The sequence below is a fragment of the Acidocella sp. C78 genome (genome assembly GCF_907164655.1).
Genome location: NZ_CAJQZK010000020.1, coordinates 41,651 through 62,264 on the forward strand (window position 1 = coordinate 41,651; position 20,614 = coordinate 62,264).

Consider the following 20,614-nt stretch of genomic DNA (forward strand, 5'->3'; position numbering starts at 1 on the left):
ATGACGGATCATCGTATCCCCACTATAACCACGTCCATGATACTGGTCACGGGCGGGGCAGGGTTCATCGGCTCCAATCTCCATGCCGAATTGTACGGAAGCGGTCGGGAAACCGTCATTGTCGATCGGCTGCGTGCAAATGGAAAATGGCGCAACCTCAGGGCGCACCCTCCCTCGGCGATTGTTGATCCGGACGATCTGGAACATTTTCTCGCCAGCGATCCGCCAATAGACGCCATTGTCCATCTGGGGGCGATCAGTGAGACAACGGCATCGGACGGTGACCTCGTCTGGCGCTCGAACGTCATGCTCAGCCAGATGCTCTGGCGTTGGTGTGCCGCGAAAGAACGGCCGTTCATCTATGCATCCTCGGCATCGACCTATGGCGATGGCGCGTTCGGTTTTGATGATGATAACGACATCGATGCGCTCCGCAGGTTGCGCCCGCTCAACCTGTACGGGTGGTCAAAGCATGCATTCGATCTATGGGTTGCGGGCCAATGTGCGGCCGGCCGGCCTCGCCCCCCCCAATGGGCGGGATTGAAATTCTTCAATGTTTACGGCCCGAACGAGTACCACAAGGGCCGCATGATCTCGGTGATCAAGGTCAAGTATGACGAAGTCGCCGTAGGCGGACCTGCGCGCCTGTTCCGGTCCGACAGAGACGAGATCGCCGATGGCGAACAAGCCCGCGACTTCATCTGGGTCGATGATGTTGTCGCGGCGATCATGTTCCTGCTTGCTCACCCGGAGGTCAGCGGTCTGTTCAATCTGGGCACTGGAAAAGCGCGGAGCTACGCCGATCTGGCGCGCGCCGTGTGCGCCGCCTGCGGCGTTGCGGAGCGGATAGAATTTGTGCCAATGCCTCAAAATCTGGTCGGCCAGTATCAATCGTTCACCGAAGCGCGGATGGACCGCCTCCGCGCCGCAGGGTTCGACACGACGTTCACCACGCTCGAACAGGGCATTGAAACCTACATAAAGCGCTTTCTCGGCCGGCCGGACCCGTACCGATGAAAAATGTTTATATCTGGCCGCATTTCGATCCGATCCTGGTACGGTTCGGTCCGTTCGCCGTGCACTATTATGCTTTGGCCTACATCACGGCTTTGGTGCTTGGCTGGAGGCTGATGCGCCGGCTGGTCAGGGAAGCGCCCGTCGCCGCAACCCATGAACAGGTCGACGACTTCCTGTCCTGGGCAACGCTCGGGGTGGTTCTGGGGGGGCGGCTGGGCTACATCCTGTTCTATCAGCCCATTTATTTTCTTGACCACCTCAACCGCACCTACGCCGTGTGGGATGGCGGCATGAGCTTTCACGGCGGAATGCTGGGTGTCGCGGTTGCGATCCTGATCTACTGCAAGCGGAACGGCCTCGATCCGTGGCAGTTTGGCGACCGGGTAGCCGTGCCGGTGCCCATCGGGCTCTTCCTCGGCCGGATTGCGAATTTCGTGAATGGCGAGCTCTGGGGCCGCCCTGCCCCGTCATGGTTTCCATTTCGCATGATTTATCCGGAGTCGGGGTCGGACGTTCCTCGGTATCCTTCCGAGTTGATCGAAGCCACGCTCGAAGGGCTGGTCCTGTTCCTTGTGCTGTTCTTCGCCTCCCGCAACGAGCGTATCCGCAACCAGCCTGGATATCTCGGCGGCATGTTCGTGATGGGCTACGGCATCGCACGAACGGTTGCCGAAGGCTTCCGCCAGCCAGACTGGTTCCTTGGATATTTGATGTTCGGGCTGACCATGGGCCAGTTGCTCTCCATCCCGATGATCGTGATCGGTGCGACCATGATCTGGCGGGCGAAATATGTTACTCGCCCGCAGGTGGCTTCAGCCGGGGCATGATCGCGCGGCTGGACGCTTTCATGGCGCGGGCCAACGCCGCCTACTACGCAAAATGTGATCCGTTCAAGGATTTTACCACAGCGCCGGAAGTCAGCCAGGTTTTTGGCGAACTGATCGGCCTCTGGTCGGCTATCGCTTGGGAAAAGCTCGGTCGCCCAGGCGTCTTTTCTCTGGTTGAAGCCGGACCAGGGAATGGGCACCTGATGACGGACGCGCTGCGCGCCGCCGGCCGCGCCATGCCGGATTTCATCCAAGCCGCGGAAATACACCTGATCGAGACGTCGCCGCGATTGATCCCCCTGTTACGGCAAAAACTCCCGCAGGCTGAAATACACGCGGATCTGTCGACGATCCCCGATCGGCCAATCCTGCTTGTCGCGAACGAATTCCTCGATGCGCTGCCGATACGCCAATTCATCAGGCGCGGAGCAAGCTGGCATGAACGTTATGTGGCGGATGGAAATTTTATCGAGGTGCCCACCGATGTCGCTCTACCCGGCGCGCCAGACGGCGCGATCATCGAGCGCAATGAGGGCGGAGAAGCGTTTGTGCGCGACCTTGGCAAACGTATCGCAACTCGCGGCGGCGCGGCGCTGCTGATCGATTATGGCCATGATAGCGGCGGCGCCGGCGCAACCCTTCAGGCGATTGAAAATGGTAGACCTGCGGATCCGCTCGCGAATCCTGGCCGCAGCGATCTTACAGCACATGTCGATTTTGCTCGTATGGCCTTGATAGGTCATCAAGCGGGCGTCGATATCCAGGGCCCCCAGCCTCAGGGCGCCTTTCTCGCGACGATGGGCATTCATGAACGCACCGCCCAGCTCGGGCGTCACGCTCAACCCGACGACGCAATACGGCTGCTTGCGGCCACACAGCGGCTCACCGCACCGGAAGCAATGGGTAGCCTTTTCCGTGTAATGGCCCTGGCTCCACGAGGATTTGAACGACTTCCGGGATTTTTGTCATGATACCTTTCACCACTGCGGGGCTCGCCTCCCCCCATGGCTTTTTCTCAAGACGGGGTGGCGTCTCCGAGGGAGCGTATGGAAGCCTGAATTGCGGGCAATATGGCAAGGACGATCCCCTGAACGTTGCCGAGAACCGTTCCCGCGCCATGCGCGCCATCGGGGGAATACCCAACCAGCTTGTCGGGCTGAAACAGGTGCATGGCGCGCGGGTTATCCTGAATCCTGTGCCCGGAGCCGCGATGATTGAAGCGGATGCGATGGTCACCGACCAGCCGGCGATCGGCCTCGGCATCATTACCGCAGATTGCGCGCCGGTTCTGTTCAGCTCGCACGATGGCAAAATCGTGGGCGCCGCCCATGCTGGATGGCGCGGCGCGGTTGCTGGTATTCTTGAACAGACCACGGAGCTGATGCGCCGGATCGGCGCCGAGGGAATAAGCGCAGCAATCGGCCCGTGCATTCACAAAGAGAGTTACGAGGTGGGGGCAGACATGCGGCAGGCCGTGCTGGCCCGCGCAGCCGAAGATGCACGCTTTTTTTCGAATGGCAGACCTGGGCATTGGCACTTCGATCTCCCCGGCTACTGCGCCGCGCGTCTTGCGGCAATCGGTATCCAGACAACGATCCTGCCGCATGACACGCTGGCCGATGAGACGGGCTATTTCTCCCATCGTCGCCGGACCCTCCGCAGTGAAGGCCCCGGCGGGCATCAGATATCGATCATCATGAGGCGTGCATGAAACGCCTGGTCTGGGTGGCCTTCACACTCTTGCTGGCTGGATGCGGAACCTTGCCCCAGCCCCTGCTCGGCAAGCCGGGGATTGAGGGCGCGCACCTCGCCGTGCCGCCGCCCCCGGTTCTGGTCATCACCCCTTCCCCTGCCGCATTGCTCGGAGGCAGCGCGTCGAAGGCCTACGCTCACGATCTGGCCCGCGCGCTGGATGACCAGAATGTTCCGGCCATGGTCCGCATCCCGCAAAGCTACGATTGGGAACTTCTGGCGACAGCGACCACTTCCGCGGGGCTGACAACTCCAGACTTCAGAATCATCGGCCCCAATCACAAAACATACGGCCATCTGGCAGGCCAGCCCGTGAATGCCGCCCAGTGGGCAGAGGGCAATCCGGAAACCATCGCCCATACCGCCGCGTCGGCCGCCCCACGCCTCGCCAGGCAACTCGCCGCGATCAATGCCGCTGTGCAACAGAGCAATCCGGCCTCTCTTGAAAATCGTCCTCCCCAGGTGCTGCTCCTCGGCGTTACCGGTGCTCCTGGCGATGGCGACCACGCCCTGAAACTTGACCTCTCACGAGATCTGCCAAGACAGGGCATCGTCCTGGTTGAAGATAAATCGGACGCTGATTTTCTGGTCAGCGGTAACGTGAAGATAAGCCATATCCATAAATCGGTTCATAATGCCGAAAATAATCTGGTTGAGCTCGATTGGACGGTCAAAGACCAGCGTGGCACCTTCGTCGGCAAAGTATCTCAGTTACATGACCTGAAAAGCAGCGAAATGGTTCCGTATTGGGGTGATGTTGCTGCCGCAGCAGCCCAGCAGGCAGCTCTGGGACTCAGACAGGTTATCCGGAACGCGACGTTGCGGCATGACGTTGCGGCGAAGACTGGCAATAAACTTCGGAAAGATCCCATAGCGGCGCAACGGCCCTGACATTGAAGGTCAGTTCTGTCGCGCCGCGAACATCCAGCAGAGCACCCCCGTCTGTCCATCTGAAGCAGTCGGACCCAATATTTTCAGGTTCGTAAAACCCGGATTCGAAGCATTCAGCGGACATATCGACCACCGCTGAGTCCAGCATGACGTTGCCGATGGCAATCCCGAGTTTGCGCCAGTCCTCCGAGGCGGGATTCAGTTCAGCCGGGCGTGATGTTGATGACCGCAACTCGACCCTATGAGTTCCATGCGGCAGCCGATACACGCTGATTGCCGCTGTATCGCCCATTGGTACGAGAGCCTTGCCGTTCACGCAGACCCCAAAATTTCCAGGTATCTGCCGAAAACCGCGCGCGACGAGCCGATATTGCACAACGGTCCTGATGCGCGCGAGATGGGGGCCTTGATCGAGGATGGGCGCGCAAACCCGTTCCGGATCGCGGGCGAGGTGGTCGAAGCCGGCAAAGAGCATGACGTGACTGTCACAATCAAAAAACTGGTTTCGATTTCCACAATCAAGGTAGGTTTCGGTCGGTAGCATTTCCGCCAAAACCACATCATGGGTCTCGAGTTCGATATGGTGATATGTTACACTCGGCACGGATACCTGTCGTATCGAGAGTCCATTAATCAATTTTTTGATTTCAATGAGATATCCCTCAATCCAAATCGCATGATCCGGCGAGAGGTAAAGATCCCGGCATGGTTGACCTGAACCAAAGGCATCCTTCTCGATCAGCACGGGCAGAACCAACTCCGGCGATCGGTGCCGACGACAATCCACTCGTCGCTGGCCGTGCCAGACAATCTTGCGGCTGTCGCCATTCCGGGTGATGACATGATCCCCCTCGGACAGCGTTTCCACCAGCCGCAAGCCATCCGGCGTCAGAAGCCGGGTGCCGTGCTGATTCCGGGCTCAATTCGCCCGGGATTCCGAGATTAACTCGCCCGGGATTCCGGGAATTATTCGCCCACCTATTCCGAGATTAATTCGCCCACCTGTTCCGACTTTTATTCGCCCAGGCGGGCGGGGTTGGCCGGGTTGGCTTGAGGTCTCTGCTGGCTGGTTCAGGTTCCCTCCCTTTGGCTGATCGAGGGAGCGGATGAATGCCAGTGGAGCGGATTGCGATGCGCGATGTGCGCGAGATTGTCAGATTGAGGATGGCGGGGCTTTCGACCCGCCAGGTGGGGATCCGGGTCGGGGTTGCGGCATCGACGGTGCGCTTGACGCTGCGGCGACTGGAGGCGGCCGGGCTCGATGGGCCAGGGGCTCTGGCGCTGTCCGAAGCGGCATTGGAAAGGCGCTTGTTCGACGGCGCGGTGGGCAAGCGGCCGGGGCATCGACGTGTGGATGAGCCGGACTGGGGGCGTATCCGCCGCGAGTTGCAGCGCAAGCACGTGACGCTGTCGATCCTGTGGGACGAGTATATTGCCGAGCACCCGGATGGGTATCGCTACAGCCGGTTCTGCGAGCTCTACCGGAGCTGGGAAGCCCGGCTACCGGTGACGATGCGCCAGACCCACGCATCGGGCGAGAAGCTGTTCGTCGATTATGCCGGCGACACGGTGCCGGTGGTGATCGACCGGCTCACCGGCGAGACGCGTGCGGCCCAGATCTTCGTCGCCGTTCTCGGCGCATCGAGCTTCACCTATGCTGAGGCGACCTGGACCCAGACCCTGCCGGACTGGATCGAGGCGCATAATCGCACTCTGGCAGCAATTGGCGGCGTGCCGGCGCTGCTGGTGCCCGACAACGCCAGGGTCGCGATCATCCGCGCCTGCCTCTACGATCCACAGGTCAACCGGACCTACACCGATATGGCGCGCCATTACGGCACGGCCATTCTCCCGGCGCGGCCGCGGCGGCCGCGTGACAAGGCGAAGGTCGAGGTGGCGGTTTTGCTGGCGGAGCGGTGGCTGCTGGGCAAGCTGCGCAACCGGGCATTTTACGGCCTCGCCGAACTGAATGCCGCGATCGCTGAATTCTGCCGCTGGCTGAACGAGGAGCGGGTCGTCCGTCGCCTGGGGGCGACAAGACGGCATCTGCTGGAAACACTCGATCGTCCCGCGCTGAAGGAACTGCCGGCCGAACCCTATGTGCTGGCGCAATGGCGGCGCCGGCGGGTCGGCATCGATTATCACGTCGAGATCGAGAAGCATTTTTACTCCGTCCCCTACCGGCACGCCCGCGCCGAGGTCGAGGCCCGGTTCACCGTGCGCACGGTCGAGATCTTTCTCCGTGGCGAACGGATCGCCGTGCACGCACGCAGGCCGGGTAACGGCAAACACACGACGATCGCCGAGCACATGCCCTCGAGCCACCGGCGTTATGGCGACTGGACCATCGCACGGATCCATCAGGAAGCCGCACGGCTTGGTCCCTCGGTCGCGACACTCTGCACCCTGATCCTCGAACGCCGGCCTCATCCGGAGCAGGGGTTCCGCGCCTGCATCGGCATCCTTCGCCTGGCCCGCAGTGTTGGCGCCGACCGGCTCGATGCCGCGGCCGAGCGCGCGCTCACCATCGGCACCCTGACCTACGGCTCGGTCAAATCCATCCTCGATAACCGGCTGGAGCGAGCCGCCGGCACCGCCAGTCCCGATCCCACCCCGATCCGCCACCCCAACATCCGGGGCGGCGGATATTTCCACTGATGACAAGGAGAAGCCTCATGCTGAACCATCCGACCCTCGATCAGATCCACCAGCTCGGTCTTGCAGGCATGGCCCGCGCGTTCACCGAGCTGCACGCCAATCCCGAAACCCCCAGCCTCAGTCACGCCGAATGGCTCGGTCTTCTGCTCGACCGCGAGATCACCGTCCGACGTGACAAGCGGTTGAGCACAAGGCTGCGCCATGCCAGGCTGCGCCATGACGCTGCAATCGAGGATGTCGATTACCGGAGTGCCCGCGGCCTCGATCGGGCTCTGTTCCAGAAGCTGATCCAGGGTGAGTGGATCGACGCGCACGACAATCTCGTCCTGAGCGGGCCGACAGGGGTCGGAAAATCGTGGCTGGCCTGTGCCCTCGGTCACAAGGCATGTCGCGATGACAGGACCGTGCTCTATCAGCGCGCCCCCAAACTCTTCGCAGAACTCGCGGTCGCCCGCGCCGAAGGGCGTCACGGCCGGATGATCCGCACCCTCGGTGCCGTCAATCTACTGATCCTCGACGACTTCGGCCTTGCTCCACTCGACGCCGGCGCCCGTCACGACCTGCTCGAGATCGTCGAGGATCGCTACGGCCGCCGCGCCACCATCATCACCAGCCAGATCCCCCCGGCGCATTGGCATGAGCTGATCGGCGATCCGACCTACGCCGACGCCATTCTCGACCGTCTGCTCCACAATGCCCACCGCATCGAACTCACCGGCGAAAGCCTGCGCAAGATCCGCAAGCAAACCCCAAAAACCGCTTGACCCAACGAGAACAGGAGAGCAACGAAATCAACAGCCACAGAGACCGCTACCCGGGCGAATAAATCTCGGAATCCCCGGGCGAATAAACGTCGGAATCGTGGGCGAATTAAAATCGGAATCCATGGGCGAATTCTCCGGAATCCGCAGTGCCGTGCCGGAAGCACGGGACAACGACCTCTACTGTTTTAGGATTTGTGCCGCTGACAGCCTCGACCACCAGTGAACCAGGCGAAGTGGAAAATGTAATCTGGAATGGCGTTTGACCGTCGTTTAAGGTCAGAACGTTTCCCGTTAGAGCCGGACCGAAAAAGATAGTTGAGCGATTTCAGTAAGTTGTGATTCAGTTCGTTTGCGAAGACGGACGGAGACACGATGACCTGGACTGAAATCGCTCGGCGACGATATTGCCGGGCCGGATTGCGCTACGCAAGCGACCTCACCGACGCTGAATGGGCCATGATCGAGCCGTTCATGCCCGCTCCGCAGCATCGAGGCCGACCCCGAAGGGTGGCGCTTCGAAGGATTGTGGAGGCCATCTTCTACATGCTGGCAACCGGCTGTCAGTGGCGCCAGATCCCGAAGGAATTCGCTCCGTTCACCACCGTGCAGGGGTATTTCTACCGCTTCTGTCGTGACGGCACGTTCGATCGCATCAATCACGTCCTAGTCATGCAGGCGCGGGAAATGGCCGGACGCGAGGCTTCACCCACAGCCGGTGTGATCGACAGTCAGTCGGTCAAGACCACCGAAGCCGGCGGGCCGCGCGGGTTCGATGCCGGAAAGAAGATCAAGGGCCGCAAGCGCCACATCATCACAGATACAATCGGCCACCTCGTCGGTGCCGTCGTTCATCATGCCGGTATTCAGGACCGCGACGGGGCGCCCGACGTGCTCAAATCCGTCAAATCCCTGTATCCCTGGTTGCGGCACATATTCGCTGACGGCGGTTATGCCGGTCCTAAACTCAATGGACGCCTCGCCAAAATCGGCAAATGGACCATACAGATCGTAAAGCGCTCCGACGCCGCGAGCGGGTTTGAACTCCTGCCGCGGCGCTGGGTGGTAGAAAGAACCTTCGCCTGGCTCGGCAGATGCCGACGTCTCGCAAGGGATTTCGAGGCCACCGTTACCAGCGCCACCGCATGGCTCTTCCTCGCCCATATCCGCCTGCTCACACGAAAAATCGCCCGTCACCGATAGTCGCACTACCATTCAGATTCGGGCTCTTAGAGAGTCGCTGACCTGCTGGGACTGTCCGTAGCCCGCTATATCGATTGTGTCGCCAGCAGAAAACCCTGAAATAGTACCAGAAAACGGGTGCGCACGATTTAAAACAATATTTGAATCTGAACCTGTAAAATCTATTATTGTTCCAGAGGATACGCTGTTTGCGAAGGTAACACTTCCACCAGACAGATCAATAATCCCAGAACCTGAAACAATAGTATTAAAATATAAATTTTCTCCAGAATATATATTTATATTTCCATCATTCACAAATGGTGATGTAATAGTCGAATTACCCAAAAATTGCCAATCCGCACCCGCAGCAATTGAGATAGTATTGAATTGTGTAAATTCTGTTGAAGGATTGGAAAATATACCTGCAACGGTACCACCGAACACAAGATCGGCCGCATATCCGCCATAGACAAGGCCATCGAAACTAGCGCCAGGCAGAATTGTCAATGTATCATTCGGCGCCGCTACATTACCTGCCGCAAAAGATATTGCCGCCCCCGAACTGGCACTGACCATGCCCCCCTGGACGATATCGACATAGCTCCGTCTAGTCTGCACCAGAATGCCAGTCCCGCCGTCAATCGTCCCCAGATTCGTCAGTTCGGAGAAAGTATTGAGTTCGACACCAACAGCGCCCCCTTCTATCACGGCTCCGGCCAGATTTATTGCACTGGCCGCCCCAATCTGCAGTGCCGTTCCACCGTTTCCAGCAACGATCGTACCAGCATTCAGAAGCGAAGCGCCTATCACATCGCCACTCAAATTGACGGCGATCGAGCTTGAACTGGTTATTGTTGCGAGGTTATTATTCTGGATGTCAAAAGCATGCCCGGTTGTGCATTCTATTGCCCCAAGAGCGCCCGATATCAGTCCTGAATTAATGATCTGACCGCCGTCTTCAAGAGAGATACCTTGACCGGTCGGCGCCTGTAGACTGCCCGTGACGTCAATCGTCCACACGGCAGACGCAACAAGCGCGTTTCCCGATGCAACAGCAAAATTTCCCGTTACCGTTACCGGATCGGTATACTGGGTCGGCGAGAGCAAGATCTCTGTGGCCTGGCTTCCGCTAATCGTGTCAGACATCGTTGCTCCTCACGGTTCAGCCGAACGGATGATTTCTCCTTAAGGTTGTATATACGTTAAACTTTAAGTTGAGTCTATATAAATTTTATACTTTGTTAATTTTATTCTCCCGGAGGGCGGCGTCAGGCACTTGGGCATCCGGGTTAAAATATCCATAGATGATACGCGCCGTGGCCCGATTGATTCCCGCTACCGCCTCGAGATCTTTCAGCCCCGCCTGGCGCACCCCTCTTGCCGATCCGAAATGATTGAGCAACGCGCGTTTGCGGGCGGCACCAATGCCTGGAATGCCGTCAAGTTCGCTGGTCGTGATCTTGCGGCTCCTCCCGGCCCTATGGGTCGTGATTGCGTAACGATGCGCCTCGTCTCTCAGCCTCTGCAGAAAATACAGCACGGGATCGCGCGGCGGCAGTTGAAACGGAGCACGGTCCGGCAAGTGAAACCACTCGCGCCCGGCATCCCTGTCCGGCCCCTTGGCAATCGCCACAAGCGAAATGTCGTCAATACCCAGTTCGTCCAAAACTGCCCGCGCGGACGAAAGCTGCCCCTGGCCGCCATCGATGACAACCAGGTCAGGCCAGGCCCCTTCCTCTCGCCGAGGGTCCTCTGCCTGCGCACGCGCGAAACGGCGGGTCAGAACTTCCCGCATCATGGCGAAATCATCGCCTGGCGTAATGGGCCCCTTGATGGAGAAACGCCGATAGGCAGGCTTCACGAACCCTTCGGGCCCGGCAACGACCATCACGCCATAGGCATTTGTGCCCATGATGTGCGAATTGTCGTAGATCTCGATGCGTTGCGGCGAAGCCTCAAGCCCGAACAACGAAGCCGTGGCGGACAGGAGCTTTTCCTGACCGGCAGATTCGGCAAGCTTTCGTTCCAGCGCCTCGCGGGCGTTGGTGGCCGCGTGTTCGACAACTTGCCGCTTTTCCCCGCGCTGGGGGACAGCCATATCGACTTTATGCCCAGCCTTGAGGCTGAGAGCGTCCCTCAGCAGCCCAGCCTGGGCGACAGCGGTATTGAGCAGGATGAGAGGGGGCGGAACCTTGTCGTCATAGAACTGGCTGACAAACGCCCCGATGACATCACCCGCGGCGGCTCCCTGGGCATGCGCGGGAAAGAAACTTCGATTTCCGTAATTTCTTCCGCCACGGATGAAAAAGACCTGCACACATGACTGGCCCGCCGCCTGATGGATCGCAATGACATCGGCATCCACGACTGTCTCGGGGTTGATCACATCTCCCCCGCTTATGTGTGCGAGTCCGCGAATTCGGTCCCGGATCGCAGCGGCCCGCTCATATTCCATGGAGTCAGATGCGGCCTGCATTTCGGCGGCAAGATCGCGCTGAACCGTACCGGCGCGGCCAGAGAGAAAATCGCTCGCCTGGCGCACCAGCATACCGTAGGCTTGCGCATCTATGCGCCCGACACAGGGAGCAGAGCATCGTTTGATCTGATAGAGCAGGCAGGGCCGGGACCGGTTGATGAAAACGGAGTCTGCGCATGTACGAAGCAGAAACACCCGCTGCAGCGCCTGGATCGTCTGGTTCACAGACCACGCGGAGGCGAACGGCCCCCAATATCGCCCCTTTCGTGTCTGAGCGCCGCGATGCTTGGTAAGCTGGGGGAAATCCCCGTCCTCGGTAATCATCAACCACGGATAGGATTTGTCGTCGCGGAGAAGAATGTTGAACTTCGGCCGCAGTTTCTTGATGAGATTTGCTTCGAGAAGCAGAGCCTCTGCCTCGGTGTGCGTCGTGATGATCTCAATGCTCGCGGTCTCGGAAACCATGCGCCGCAGCCGTTCGGGCAACCGAGCGACCTGGGTATAGGTGGTGACGCGTTTTTTCAGGCTGCGCGCCTTGCCCACATAAAGAGCATCTCCGCCCCGATCGAGCATCCGATAGACGCCCGGCGCCGCCGGCATCGACCCAAGAGCGGCCGCAATGATATCGACCCCTCTAGGGGGCGTTTGAGGATCATGCATTATGCTAGCCTGTCATCGCAGCGAGACTGTGGATAACTCTGTGAACGAATTCGAAGACTCTAGACCCAAAGCGATAGTCAAGTCGGCCGAGGAATTTTAAGTCAAGTCAGGACCACGCCTATAAGTATTTGATATTAAAATTTATTCTTTCAATCGATCGCCACATGTCGAGCCCCCGTAAACACTTGCACGAAACCGATCCGCCTCAACTGCCAGCGTGGACAACTTAAGACGCGGCCATTCACTGATTTTTCGACGTATGAAATGATATCATGCCATTCGGGGCAGACGGCCATCCGAAGGGTTCGCATCCAAACCGCGGTAAAATCCCGATTATCGACAGTGACACCATGACATCTCGTTGCCCCTCGAGGAGCTTCATATGACCGCACATCCCAGTTCGCCAGATACGGCGCCACGCGCAAGCCTGCCGGTCCATGCTCTGAGACCCGAGGACATCGAAAGCTTCCTCGGCGGCTTGGACGAACCGGCCGCGTCGTATCTGCGCATGAAGGAATTTTCGGCAAAGGCCGCATCCGTCGTGCTACTGCCGGGCCAGAGCGGGATATCGCTAGCCGTTCTGGGGCTTGGTGACCATCCGGATCCATCAACTTTTGGCGATCTTCCCAAGCAACTGCCGAGCAGCGCCGACTGGACCCTCTTGCCGGGACACTATGATCCCGGCGAGGCATATCTCGGCATCACCCTTGGCGCATACCGGTTCGACCGGTTCCGCAAGCCAGCGGCGAAACTGCCACGAATTCTTGTCCAGAACGCACCCGACCGGGCAAAGCACCTTGCCGAGGCCGTTTGTTTCACCCGGGACTTGGTGAATACGCCAGCCAATCATCTGGGGCCCAAGGAACTGGCCGACGCGGGCGAAGCGCTGGCGGCGCGTCATGGAGCGCGGTCGAGGCGGATCGGCGGCGCCGAACTCGCGAGCGGCTATCCCGCCCTCAACGCCGTGGGCGCCGGGTCGGAACGCAAGCCGGAAATCCTGCAATTCAGTTGGGGGGAGAACCCGGCGCTTCCCCTGATCTCCCTTTGTGGCAAGGGCGTATGTTTCGACTCGGGCGGCTACGATCTGAAGCCCAGTTCGGCGATGCTGCGCATGAAAAAGGATATGGGCGGCGCCGCCATAGCTCTGGGCGTGGCGCAGGCCATCATGGCGCTTGACCTCCCCGTTCGACTCGAAGTGCGGATCGGGTGCGTTGAAAATAGTGTTTCCGGGCACGCGATGCGTCCGCTCGACGTGCTGCACACACGAGCAGGACTTACAGTGGAAGTTGGGAACACCGATGCCGAGGGCCGGCTGGTCCTCGCGGATCTCCTAACCGATGCGGCGGGCGCGAAACCGGATTGGCTGATCGATTTTGCGACCCTGACGGGCGCTGCGCGCGTTGCGCTCGGGCCCGAATTGCCTGCGCTTTTCGCGAATGACGACAGGCTGGCAGATGCCTTGATCGCCTCCGGCACCGCTTTGCATGATCCTTTATGGCGGCTGCCCCTTTGGCATGGCTACGAGTCGTGGCTGGACAGCAAAATTGCCGACATGAATTCGGTCGCGTCGAAACCATTCTCCGGCGCAATCGTAGCGGCTCTCTTCCTTCAACGCTTTGTCCCCGCAGGCACAGCTTGGGCGCATATCGACACCTATGCGTGGAACGACACAACAACGCCAGGAAAACCAGAAGGGGGAGAGGCCCAATCCTTGATCGCGACTGTTGGGGCGATCGAATATTTGTCCAGTATATCGGTTAGCGAACGATCTTAATAATTTTTGGGTAGACAAATAATATATAGCAACGGAATTGCAATGTTTTCATGTTTCAATGTCTTGAGAATGAAGCGCGGCATCCACACTTGACCTTGGGTTATCCTGCTGGAAAGCTGGCGAATATGGAGGTGATCTTTCGTCACGAAAGTTCAATCCAGATGTTGCAAAGCCAGTATCTTCTGGTGATCAGTATGCCGGGTGGCCGGAAGGAGATTGTGTCATGGGACAACGCATGGATTCAGAGGGGCTGGTGGAGATTTTCCGTGATACGATTGTAGCTCTCGTCAGGCGCGAAGGCGTTGATCTATCGGCCCGCCAGCTCGGCGTGTTTCTCACCTGCTATCTCGATGACGACGCGCACACCGTGCGCGGTCTCGCGAGCCAGTTGAATGTTTCAAAGCCGGCAATCACGCGTGCCCTGGACAGGCTGTCCGACCTTGACCTCGCCCGCCGGAAGGTCGATCCAGCCGATCGCCGGAGCGTGCTGGTCCAGCGGACAACCAAGGGGTCAGCCTTTTTGCGGGATATCCGTGCCGTGATGAGTGAATTGGCAATGGACGAAACAAGGCATTCAGAGCAAACCAATAGCTGTTCGGCGGCTCCCAACTGAATGGAAGAGTGGAATTAGATGATCGATCGGCGCGGGCTATTAGGCTTTGCTGTCGCCTTTCTCGGTGCCTCCGGCGTTAAGGCGCGCGCAGCGGCAGCATTACCGGAACATACGCAAAAAATTCTTGCAGAAGTACTGTCCTATCTGAACGGACTGAAAACAGTAACCGCCCGCTTCATGCAGGTTGGCCCCGACGGGTCAGTTCGCACGGGAACGGCGATCGTCCAGCGGCCCGGCAAAATGCGTTTCCAGTACGACAAGCCAAATCCACAACTTTTGGTTGCTGGATTTGGTTTGCTCGTTTACCATGATCCAGAGTTAAACCAGACAAGCAACATCCCACTGGCATCGACGCCACTCGGGATTCTGCTCGCGAAACACATTCGCTTTGACGGCGACGTGAAGCTGCTGCGAGTGACGACCCCGCCCGGTGAAATCCAGGTCACCTTGGCCAGGGTCGGGAAGGAATCCCAAGGTCATATCACGCTCGTATTCTCCACCAATCCGATTGAACTGCGGCAATGGCGGATCACCGACGCTCAGGGTCGCATTACTCAGGTTAGCCTGTATGACCTTAAAAAAGCCGCCCCCTTCCCCGACAAAACATTCGAGTTCATCCCTGGCTTCAACTCGAACTGATTTCCTGCAGTGCGGCTGACATTATGCCTGCAACTCTGGCAGTCCAGAGACCGGTGCTGACAGGGCGCGCCGGATTTGCGACAAACCAGTCATGATCTCCCGTTCATCAAAACTGATCGGCATTTCCTGCTGCCGCAAGCTCTTTGGCGTCTTCGGCATGGTCAATCACGCCGCATCGGACACCTATATCCGCGCCGTTGATCTCGTGGTCGGGGGAATGCCCCTGCTCATTCCAGCAAACGGCGATCGCGCCCATATCGATACGCTGCTGGAAAGGCTCGATGGACTTATCCTGACTGGCAGCCGCAGCAACGTTGCCGCCGTGTTCTATGGCGGACCGCCGCAACCGCCCGAAGACGCGCCCGAAGATCCCGAGCGGGATCTCGTAACACTACCCCTGGTGCGCGGCGCCATCGAACGGGGCCTGCCGGTTCTGGCGATTTGCCGAGGGCTGCAGGAACTGAACGTCGCTCTCGGTGGTACCCTGCATCAACGTCTGCAAGACCTGCCGGGCAAGATCGACCATTCGACGCCCATGCAACCGCATGCCCCGGTCAGGACCGGAAAAGCCCATCACGTCGTCTTGCGCTCCGGCGGCAGGCTGGCTCAGATCGTCAAAAGCGAGTCTCTTTCCGTCAATTCCCTTCATAATCAGGGAATTGACCGGTTGGCTCCAGGTCTTCTGGTCGAAGCGCGCGCAACCGACGGCACCATCGAAGCGGTCACCGGAACAGCAGCCGGCTACCTCGTCGGTGTGCAATGGCACCCCGAATATGATTTCGAGCATGACGCTGCATCCCGGCGCATATTTGAAAGCTTCGGTGCGGCAGTGGATAAGACGAGCTAGAGCATCATCCGATCCGGATGGATCGGAAAGTGCTCTAACCGCTCGCAGGACAAATAGGAAACGGAAATGCCCGACTTCGTGATCGCCCCACCCGCCACCCCGGCCGTGCCTGTGATTGGCGGAGGATTTTTTCCCATCCGACGGATTTTCTGCGTCGGGCGCAATTATGCCGCACACACCCGAGAAATGGGCGGAGACCCGAATCGCGAGCCGCCGTTCTTTTTCACGAAACCAGCCGACGCGATCATTGTGGGCGATGCCGTCCCTTTCCCCACCGCCACGAATAATCTTCATCACGAAATGGAACTGGTTGTCGCACTCGGCTCGGGCGGCAGGGATATCCCGTCCAGCGCGACCTTGAATACTGTCTATGGGTATGCCGCCGGCGTGGACCTGACCCGCCGGGATCTTCAGGACGAGGCAAAATCGCTTCGCCGCCCTTGGGACATGAGCAAAGGTTTCGACCATTCGGCACCGGTCGGCCCGATTGCCCCGGCAGCACGCATTGGGCACCCCGCCTCGGGCCGCATCTCGCTCGCCGTCAACGGCGAGCAGCGCCAGAACGGGGATCTGTCGGACATGATATGGCCTGTCGCCGACATCATCGCCTACCTTTCCACCCTTGTGGAACTGAGGGCCGGCGACCTGATCTTCACGGGAACGCCAGACGGGGTCGGGCCGCTGAGCCACGGCGATCGTATCGCCGGCATCATCGACGGGGTTGGCCAGCTCGAATTCACGCTCTCATGACAGCCCTGACCATCGCGACCTGGAATATCAACTCGGTCAGGCTCCGCCGCGATCTGCTGCATCGGCTGAACGAGCTGGCGACACCCGACATCGTCTGTCTCCAGGAAACGAAAGTACCGGACGAGCTCTTCCCTGATGATCTGGGAGCCGCTCTCGGCCTGCCTCATGTGCTGAAGCGCGGCATGAAAGGCTACAACGGTGTCGCCATTCTCTCCCGACATCCGCTTGAACCGATCAACGATACGCCCGACTGGTGCATGAAATCCGACTGTCGGCACCTCGCGGCACGGGTCGACGCCGGGCCGGAACAACTTGTGGTGCACAATTTTTATGTTCCTGCCGGTGGCGACGTTCCTGACCGCGAGCAGAACCCGAAATATGGCCACAAGCTGGATTTCATCGCCGAAACCCGCAACCATTTCGCGGCCAACCGTCCACAGCGTACAGTGCTGGTCGGCGATCTGAACATCGCACCTCTGGAACACGATGTCTGGAGCCACAAGCAATTGCTTGGCGTCGTCAGTCATACCCCTCCGGAAACCGAGGGGCTGAACGCCTGGCGACGCGAAGGCTTCATCGATGCCATCCGGCATTTCGTGCCGGATGATCAGAAGCTTTACACATGGTGGTCTTATCGGAACCGGGACTGGAGAGCCTCCAACCGCGGCCGCCGCCTCGATCACATCTGGGTCTCGGCAGACCTGTCCGGCTGCCTGACCCGGCACATCATTCTTCAGGACGCGCGGGATTGGGAACGTGGCTCCGATCACGTTCCGGTGGCGCTGACCCTCGATCTGTAGCCCTGCAATGCGCGTTGCAGGGTGCGCCGCGCAGCCGCGGCCTCGCGCGCGAGTGAGAGCAGATGCGGTATCTGTGCGGGTTGGCGCAACACGCTCTGCATCACCCTACCGACGGCGATACGGCCATCCGCGCCAAGCGCAAGCAGAGCCGCCGGAGGCAGATGCCGCCCGGCCGGATCGGCAACAGCCCGCAAGACGGCAAATTTCAAGCCATTTGCCAAAGCGACGCCCGCAACGGCCGCAGACTCAAGATCGATCGCGGAGGCCCCAGTCGACGCATAAAGCGTCATCTTGGCCTCAGGCGTCACAGCGACCTGCCCGCCACCGATCATGGCGCCGACAGTCACACCGCCGAACATCTCAGCGAGCTCATCGTCACAAGGAAAAATCGCGCCGTGCCCATCCAGTATTCGTCCCGGGACGAGAAGATCCCCCGCCGCAAGGCCTGGATCCAGTCCGCCCGCCAGGCCGAAACTGATGACCGCCGAAACCCGCTTGTCCTGCACAAGAGATTGCGCGGCGTGAAGCGCGCCCTCCGGTGTTCCGCCACCAACAACGACCCGTACCCCCATATCGCGCAGGAGGCTGGCTTCCGCGGTGAGCCCCGTCACGAATGCCAGCATGATGTGGAACGGGTGCTCAGCGCGGGCTGAGCACCATGATCATCTGCCGGTTTTCCATCTTCGGCATCTGTTCGACCTTGGTGTCGGTCTCCATGTCAATACGGATACGTTCCAGCACTTTGACACCGAGTTCCTGATGGGCCATTTCACGTCCGCGAAAGCGTAGGGTGACCTTAACCTTATCGCCTTCGCCAATGAAGCTCTTCATGGCGCGCAGTTTCACCTGATAATCGTTTTCGTCGATATTTGGGCGGACCTTGATCTCTTTGATCTCGATCACTTTCTGCTTCTTGCGCGCCTCATTTTTCTTCTTCTGCTGCTCGTATTTGAATTTGCCATAATCGAGCAGTTTACAGACTGGCGGATCGGCGTTCGGGCTGATCTCGACAAGATCAAGCCCAACCTCGCCGGCGCGGCGCTGCGCCTCTCTCGTGCTCATGACACCGAGCATTTCGCCCTCCTGGTCGATGAGGCGAACCTGAGGGACACGAATATCTCATTCACGCGCGGGCCTTCGCGGTTTGGCGGGCTCGGCGGAGCAGGTAGTCTGGCTATGTCGGTCTCCTGTCATTGTGGACAAATATAACTGCAGCCTTATCGCTCTAGACGATATCGGGCCGCCAAAGCAACAGAACAAGCGCCCTGCCCGTCAGTTCGGCATGAATGGATCGGCCGCGTAGTGGACCGCGATGAGAGACAAACCATCTGCCGGCGCGGTCGGCCCGGCCGCGGCACGATCGCGCGCGGCAAGAGCCTCGGCCACGCGGGCGACCGGCCAGCGCCCGTCGCCGACCAACTTGAGCGTGCCGACCATGTTCCGCACCTGGTGATGAAGAAAGCTGCGCGCATCCGCCTCGATCACCACCAAGTCACCATTCCGCACGACGTCGAGCCGATCGAGCGTACGCAGCGGCGACGTCGCCTGACAGGCGCTGGCCCGGAAACTGGTGAAATCATGGCGACCCAGGAGGGACTGGGCCGCTGGTGCATCGCCGGCACATCGAGCGGCGCCTTCACATGCCAGACGAAGCCCTCCTGCAAGGCTGGGCGGGCGTATCGTTGAGGATCAGGTAGCGATACGAGCGCCCGGTCGCCGAAAAGCGCGGGCTCCAGTCCGCCGATGGAACCCGCGCGGCTGCAAGCACCACCACCGGATGCGGTTTCATGTGGAAATTCAACGCCTCCCGAACCGCCCGCGCGTCGAACGGGTCCGGCAGTTCAAGAGCGGCGACCTGACCGGCGGCATGCACCCCCGCATCCGTGCGACCGGCGACAACGCTTTCCGGCACAACACCACCACACAACCGAGACGCGGCCGTCTCCAGAACCTCCTGCACCGACAGCCCGTTCTCCTGGCGCTGCCAGCCAACAAGTCCCTGCCGTCATATTCAAGCCGAAGCGCCCAGCGCGTCACCCGAGACGCGTCCCGATGCCAACTGGATGACCACGCAGAAACGCCTCTGCGGGCATGGCGGCGCGTCCTGCGCGTTGCACCAGTGTCGGCCGGATCGCGGCCTCGCCGCAGGCAATGGTCAGGTGATCATCAAGCACCGTTCCCGGTTCGCCATGTCCCGCTGCCGCGTGCGCCCACATGATCTTGAGCGTCTCGCCGTCCAGGCGGGTCTCCGTACCCCGGCCAGGGCTGGAAGGCCCGAATTCGCCGCAGAATCGCTTCCGCCGGCTCGGACCAGTCGATCACGGCATCCGCCTTCGACAGTTTGGGGGCATAGGTCGCCCCTGTTTCAGGCTGTGGGACCGGAATGCAATCCGCTTGCAGAGCCTTGAGAATCAGATTGGCGCCAAGGGCAGCGAGCCTGTCATGCAGATCCGCCGTTGTATCGTTCGGACCGATCGGCAGCGACTCGGCCAGAAGCATCGCACCGGTATCCAGCCCCTCGTCCATCTGCATGATGGTGACGCCGGTCTGTGCGTCACCCGCCAGCACTGCGGCATGGATCGGTGCAGCGCCACGCCAGCGCGGCAACAGGCTGGCGTGGATATTGATACAGCCGCGCCGGGTGTCGCCAGCATGTCCGGGGGCAGCATCTGCCCATACGCGGCAACAACGGCAACATCGAGATCAAGGCTGCGGAAATAGGCTCTTTCGGCATCGTCGCGACGCAGACGTTCCGGCGTCCGAACCGACAGACCGAGCCCGTCGGCCGCCTCGTGAACGGGGCATTTGTGAATTCGATGCCCTCGCCAACCGGCGCGGCGGCTGGCAATAGACCGCAACCACGTCATGCCTGCGCCATGCAGCGCCTTCAGCGCCGGAACCGCAAATCCCGGCGAGCCCATGAAGACCAGACGCATCAGCGCGCCGGCTTTCGGGCCGCCTTTT

17 protein-coding genes and 4 pseudogenes are annotated in these 20,614 nt (G+C 59.9%); 14 read left to right on the forward strand and 7 right to left on the reverse strand.

The features are described 5' to 3' along the window. Positions 1-36 precede the first annotated feature (36 nt). The 5 genes from rfaD to ACIDOCELLA78_RS000000108310 are packed head-to-tail and all read left to right on the forward strand — an operon-like array spanning position 37 to position 4,487. Positions 37-1,017 (forward strand): ADP-glyceromanno-heptose 6-epimerase, encoded by a 981-nt coding sequence (gene rfaD / locus ACIDOCELLA78_RS000000108290; protein WP_201729194.1) that lies wholly within the window; start codon positions 37-39, stop codon positions 1,015-1,017. After that, positions 1,014-1,844, forward strand: coding sequence for a prolipoprotein diacylglyceryl transferase (gene lgt / locus ACIDOCELLA78_RS000000108295; protein ID WP_201729174.1), 831 nt, complete (start codon positions 1,014-1,016; stop codon positions 1,842-1,844). The genes rfaD and lgt overlap by 4 nt, the downstream gene beginning before the upstream one ends. After that, complete coding sequence (locus tag ACIDOCELLA78_RS000000108300) at positions 1,841-2,815, forward strand: class I SAM-dependent methyltransferase (protein WP_201729175.1); 975 nt, start codon at positions 1,841-1,843, stop codon at positions 2,813-2,815. The genes lgt and ACIDOCELLA78_RS000000108300 overlap by 4 nt, the downstream gene beginning before the upstream one ends. Continuing rightward, positions 2,812-3,555, forward strand: a complete 744-nt coding sequence (pgeF, locus tag ACIDOCELLA78_RS000000108305) for a peptidoglycan editing factor PgeF (RefSeq protein ID WP_201729176.1) — start codon at positions 2,812-2,814, stop codon at positions 3,553-3,555. The genes ACIDOCELLA78_RS000000108300 and pgeF overlap by 4 nt, the downstream gene beginning before the upstream one ends. Next, positions 3,552-4,487: a hypothetical protein gene (locus ACIDOCELLA78_RS000000108310; protein WP_201729177.1), complete on the forward strand. Its 936-nt coding sequence runs from the start codon at positions 3,552-3,554 to the stop codon at positions 4,485-4,487. Before pgeF ends, ACIDOCELLA78_RS000000108310 begins: the two co-directional genes overlap by 4 nt. Here ACIDOCELLA78_RS000000108310 and ACIDOCELLA78_RS000000108315 read toward each other — a convergent pair. Continuing rightward, positions 4,399-5,382 (reverse strand): annotated as a pseudogene (locus ACIDOCELLA78_RS000000108315) (Hint domain-containing protein); the annotation flags it as partial. The gene ACIDOCELLA78_RS000000108310 and the pseudogene ACIDOCELLA78_RS000000108315 sit on opposite strands and share 89 nt — an antisense overlap. Positions 5,383-5,618: 236 nt before the next feature. Here ACIDOCELLA78_RS000000108315 and istA point away from each other — a divergent pair. The 3 genes from istA to ACIDOCELLA78_RS000000108330 all read left to right on the forward strand — a co-directional run bounded on the left by istA (position 5,619) and on the right by ACIDOCELLA78_RS000000108330 (position 9,109). Further along, the gene (gene istA / locus ACIDOCELLA78_RS000000108320; RefSeq protein WP_201727680.1) at positions 5,619-7,145 is read left to right on the forward strand and encodes an IS21 family transposase; all 1,527 of its coding nucleotides are present in this window, start codon (positions 5,619-5,621) and stop codon (positions 7,143-7,145) included. 17 nt (positions 7,146-7,162) lie between these two features. Next, positions 7,163-7,909, forward strand: a complete 747-nt coding sequence (gene istB, locus ACIDOCELLA78_RS000000108325) for an IS21-like element helper ATPase IstB (protein ID WP_201727488.1) — start codon at positions 7,163-7,165, stop codon at positions 7,907-7,909. A 372-nt stretch (positions 7,910-8,281) separates the two neighbouring features. Continuing rightward, positions 8,282-9,109 (forward strand): IS5 family transposase, encoded by an 828-nt coding sequence (locus ACIDOCELLA78_RS000000108330; RefSeq protein ID WP_201727504.1) that lies wholly within the window; start codon positions 8,282-8,284, stop codon positions 9,107-9,109. A gap of 12 nt (positions 9,110-9,121) precedes the next feature. Here the strand turns inward: ACIDOCELLA78_RS000000108330 and ACIDOCELLA78_RS000000108335 are convergent, their stop codons facing one another. Continuing rightward, entirely contained in the window at positions 9,122-10,237 is a 1,116-nt protein-coding gene (locus ACIDOCELLA78_RS000000108335; protein ID WP_201729178.1) for a hypothetical protein, read from the reverse strand. Between the two features lie 85 nt (positions 10,238-10,322). After that, the gene (gene uvrC, locus ACIDOCELLA78_RS000000108340; RefSeq protein ID WP_201729179.1) at positions 10,323-12,227 is read right to left on the reverse strand and encodes an excinuclease ABC subunit UvrC; all 1,905 of its coding nucleotides are present in this window, start codon (positions 12,225-12,227) and stop codon (positions 10,323-10,325) included. Between the two features lie 382 nt (positions 12,228-12,609). Here uvrC and ACIDOCELLA78_RS000000108345 point away from each other — a divergent pair, with 382 nt between their 5' ends. The 6 genes from ACIDOCELLA78_RS000000108345 (at position 12,610) to ACIDOCELLA78_RS000000108370 (ending at position 17,650) form a co-directional block, all read left to right on the forward strand. After that, on the forward strand, positions 12,610-14,001 hold the full coding sequence (locus tag ACIDOCELLA78_RS000000108345) for a M17 family metallopeptidase (protein WP_201729180.1): 1,392 nt from the start codon (positions 12,610-12,612) through the stop codon (positions 13,999-14,001). A 223-nt stretch (positions 14,002-14,224) separates the two neighbouring features. After that, the gene (locus ACIDOCELLA78_RS000000108350; RefSeq protein ID WP_201729181.1) at positions 14,225-14,614 is read left to right on the forward strand and encodes a MarR family transcriptional regulator; all 390 of its coding nucleotides are present in this window, start codon (positions 14,225-14,227) and stop codon (positions 14,612-14,614) included. Positions 14,615-14,632: 18 nt separating this feature from the next. Continuing rightward, the gene (locus ACIDOCELLA78_RS000000108355; RefSeq protein ID WP_201729182.1) at positions 14,633-15,253 is read left to right on the forward strand and encodes an outer membrane lipoprotein carrier protein LolA; all 621 of its coding nucleotides are present in this window, start codon (positions 14,633-14,635) and stop codon (positions 15,251-15,253) included. 91 nt (positions 15,254-15,344) lie between these two features. Beyond that, on the forward strand, positions 15,345-16,100 hold the full coding sequence (locus ACIDOCELLA78_RS000000108360) for a gamma-glutamyl-gamma-aminobutyrate hydrolase family protein (RefSeq protein WP_201729183.1): 756 nt from the start codon (positions 15,345-15,347) through the stop codon (positions 16,098-16,100). 66 nt (positions 16,101-16,166) lie between these two features. Continuing rightward, positions 16,167-16,850, forward strand: a complete 684-nt coding sequence (locus ACIDOCELLA78_RS000000108365) for a fumarylacetoacetate hydrolase family protein (RefSeq protein WP_201729184.1) — start codon at positions 16,167-16,169, stop codon at positions 16,848-16,850. Further along, positions 16,847-17,650, forward strand: a complete 804-nt coding sequence (locus ACIDOCELLA78_RS000000108370) for an exodeoxyribonuclease III (RefSeq protein ID WP_201729185.1) — start codon at positions 16,847-16,849, stop codon at positions 17,648-17,650. Before ACIDOCELLA78_RS000000108365 ends, ACIDOCELLA78_RS000000108370 begins: the two co-directional genes overlap by 4 nt. Here the strand turns inward: ACIDOCELLA78_RS000000108370 and ACIDOCELLA78_RS000000108375 are convergent. The 4 genes and pseudogenes from ACIDOCELLA78_RS000000108375 to fmt form a co-directional block, all read right to left on the reverse strand. Beyond that, entirely contained in the window at positions 17,617-18,273 is a 657-nt protein-coding gene (locus tag ACIDOCELLA78_RS000000108375; protein ID WP_249676228.1) for a hypothetical protein, read from the reverse strand. The two genes, ACIDOCELLA78_RS000000108370 and ACIDOCELLA78_RS000000108375, sit on opposite strands and share 34 nt — an antisense overlap. A gap of 16 nt (positions 18,274-18,289) precedes the next feature. Further along, positions 18,290-18,828: pseudogene (gene infC, locus ACIDOCELLA78_RS000000108380) on the reverse strand (translation initiation factor IF-3). Positions 18,829-18,922: 94 nt separating this feature from the next. Next, positions 18,923-19,687, reverse strand: a pseudogene (truA, locus tag ACIDOCELLA78_RS000000108385) (tRNA pseudouridine(38-40) synthase TruA). After that, a pseudogene (fmt, locus tag ACIDOCELLA78_RS000000108390) lies at positions 19,684-20,586 on the reverse strand (methionyl-tRNA formyltransferase). Before fmt ends, truA begins: the two co-directional pseudogenes overlap by 4 nt. Positions 20,587-20,614 lie beyond the last annotated feature (28 nt).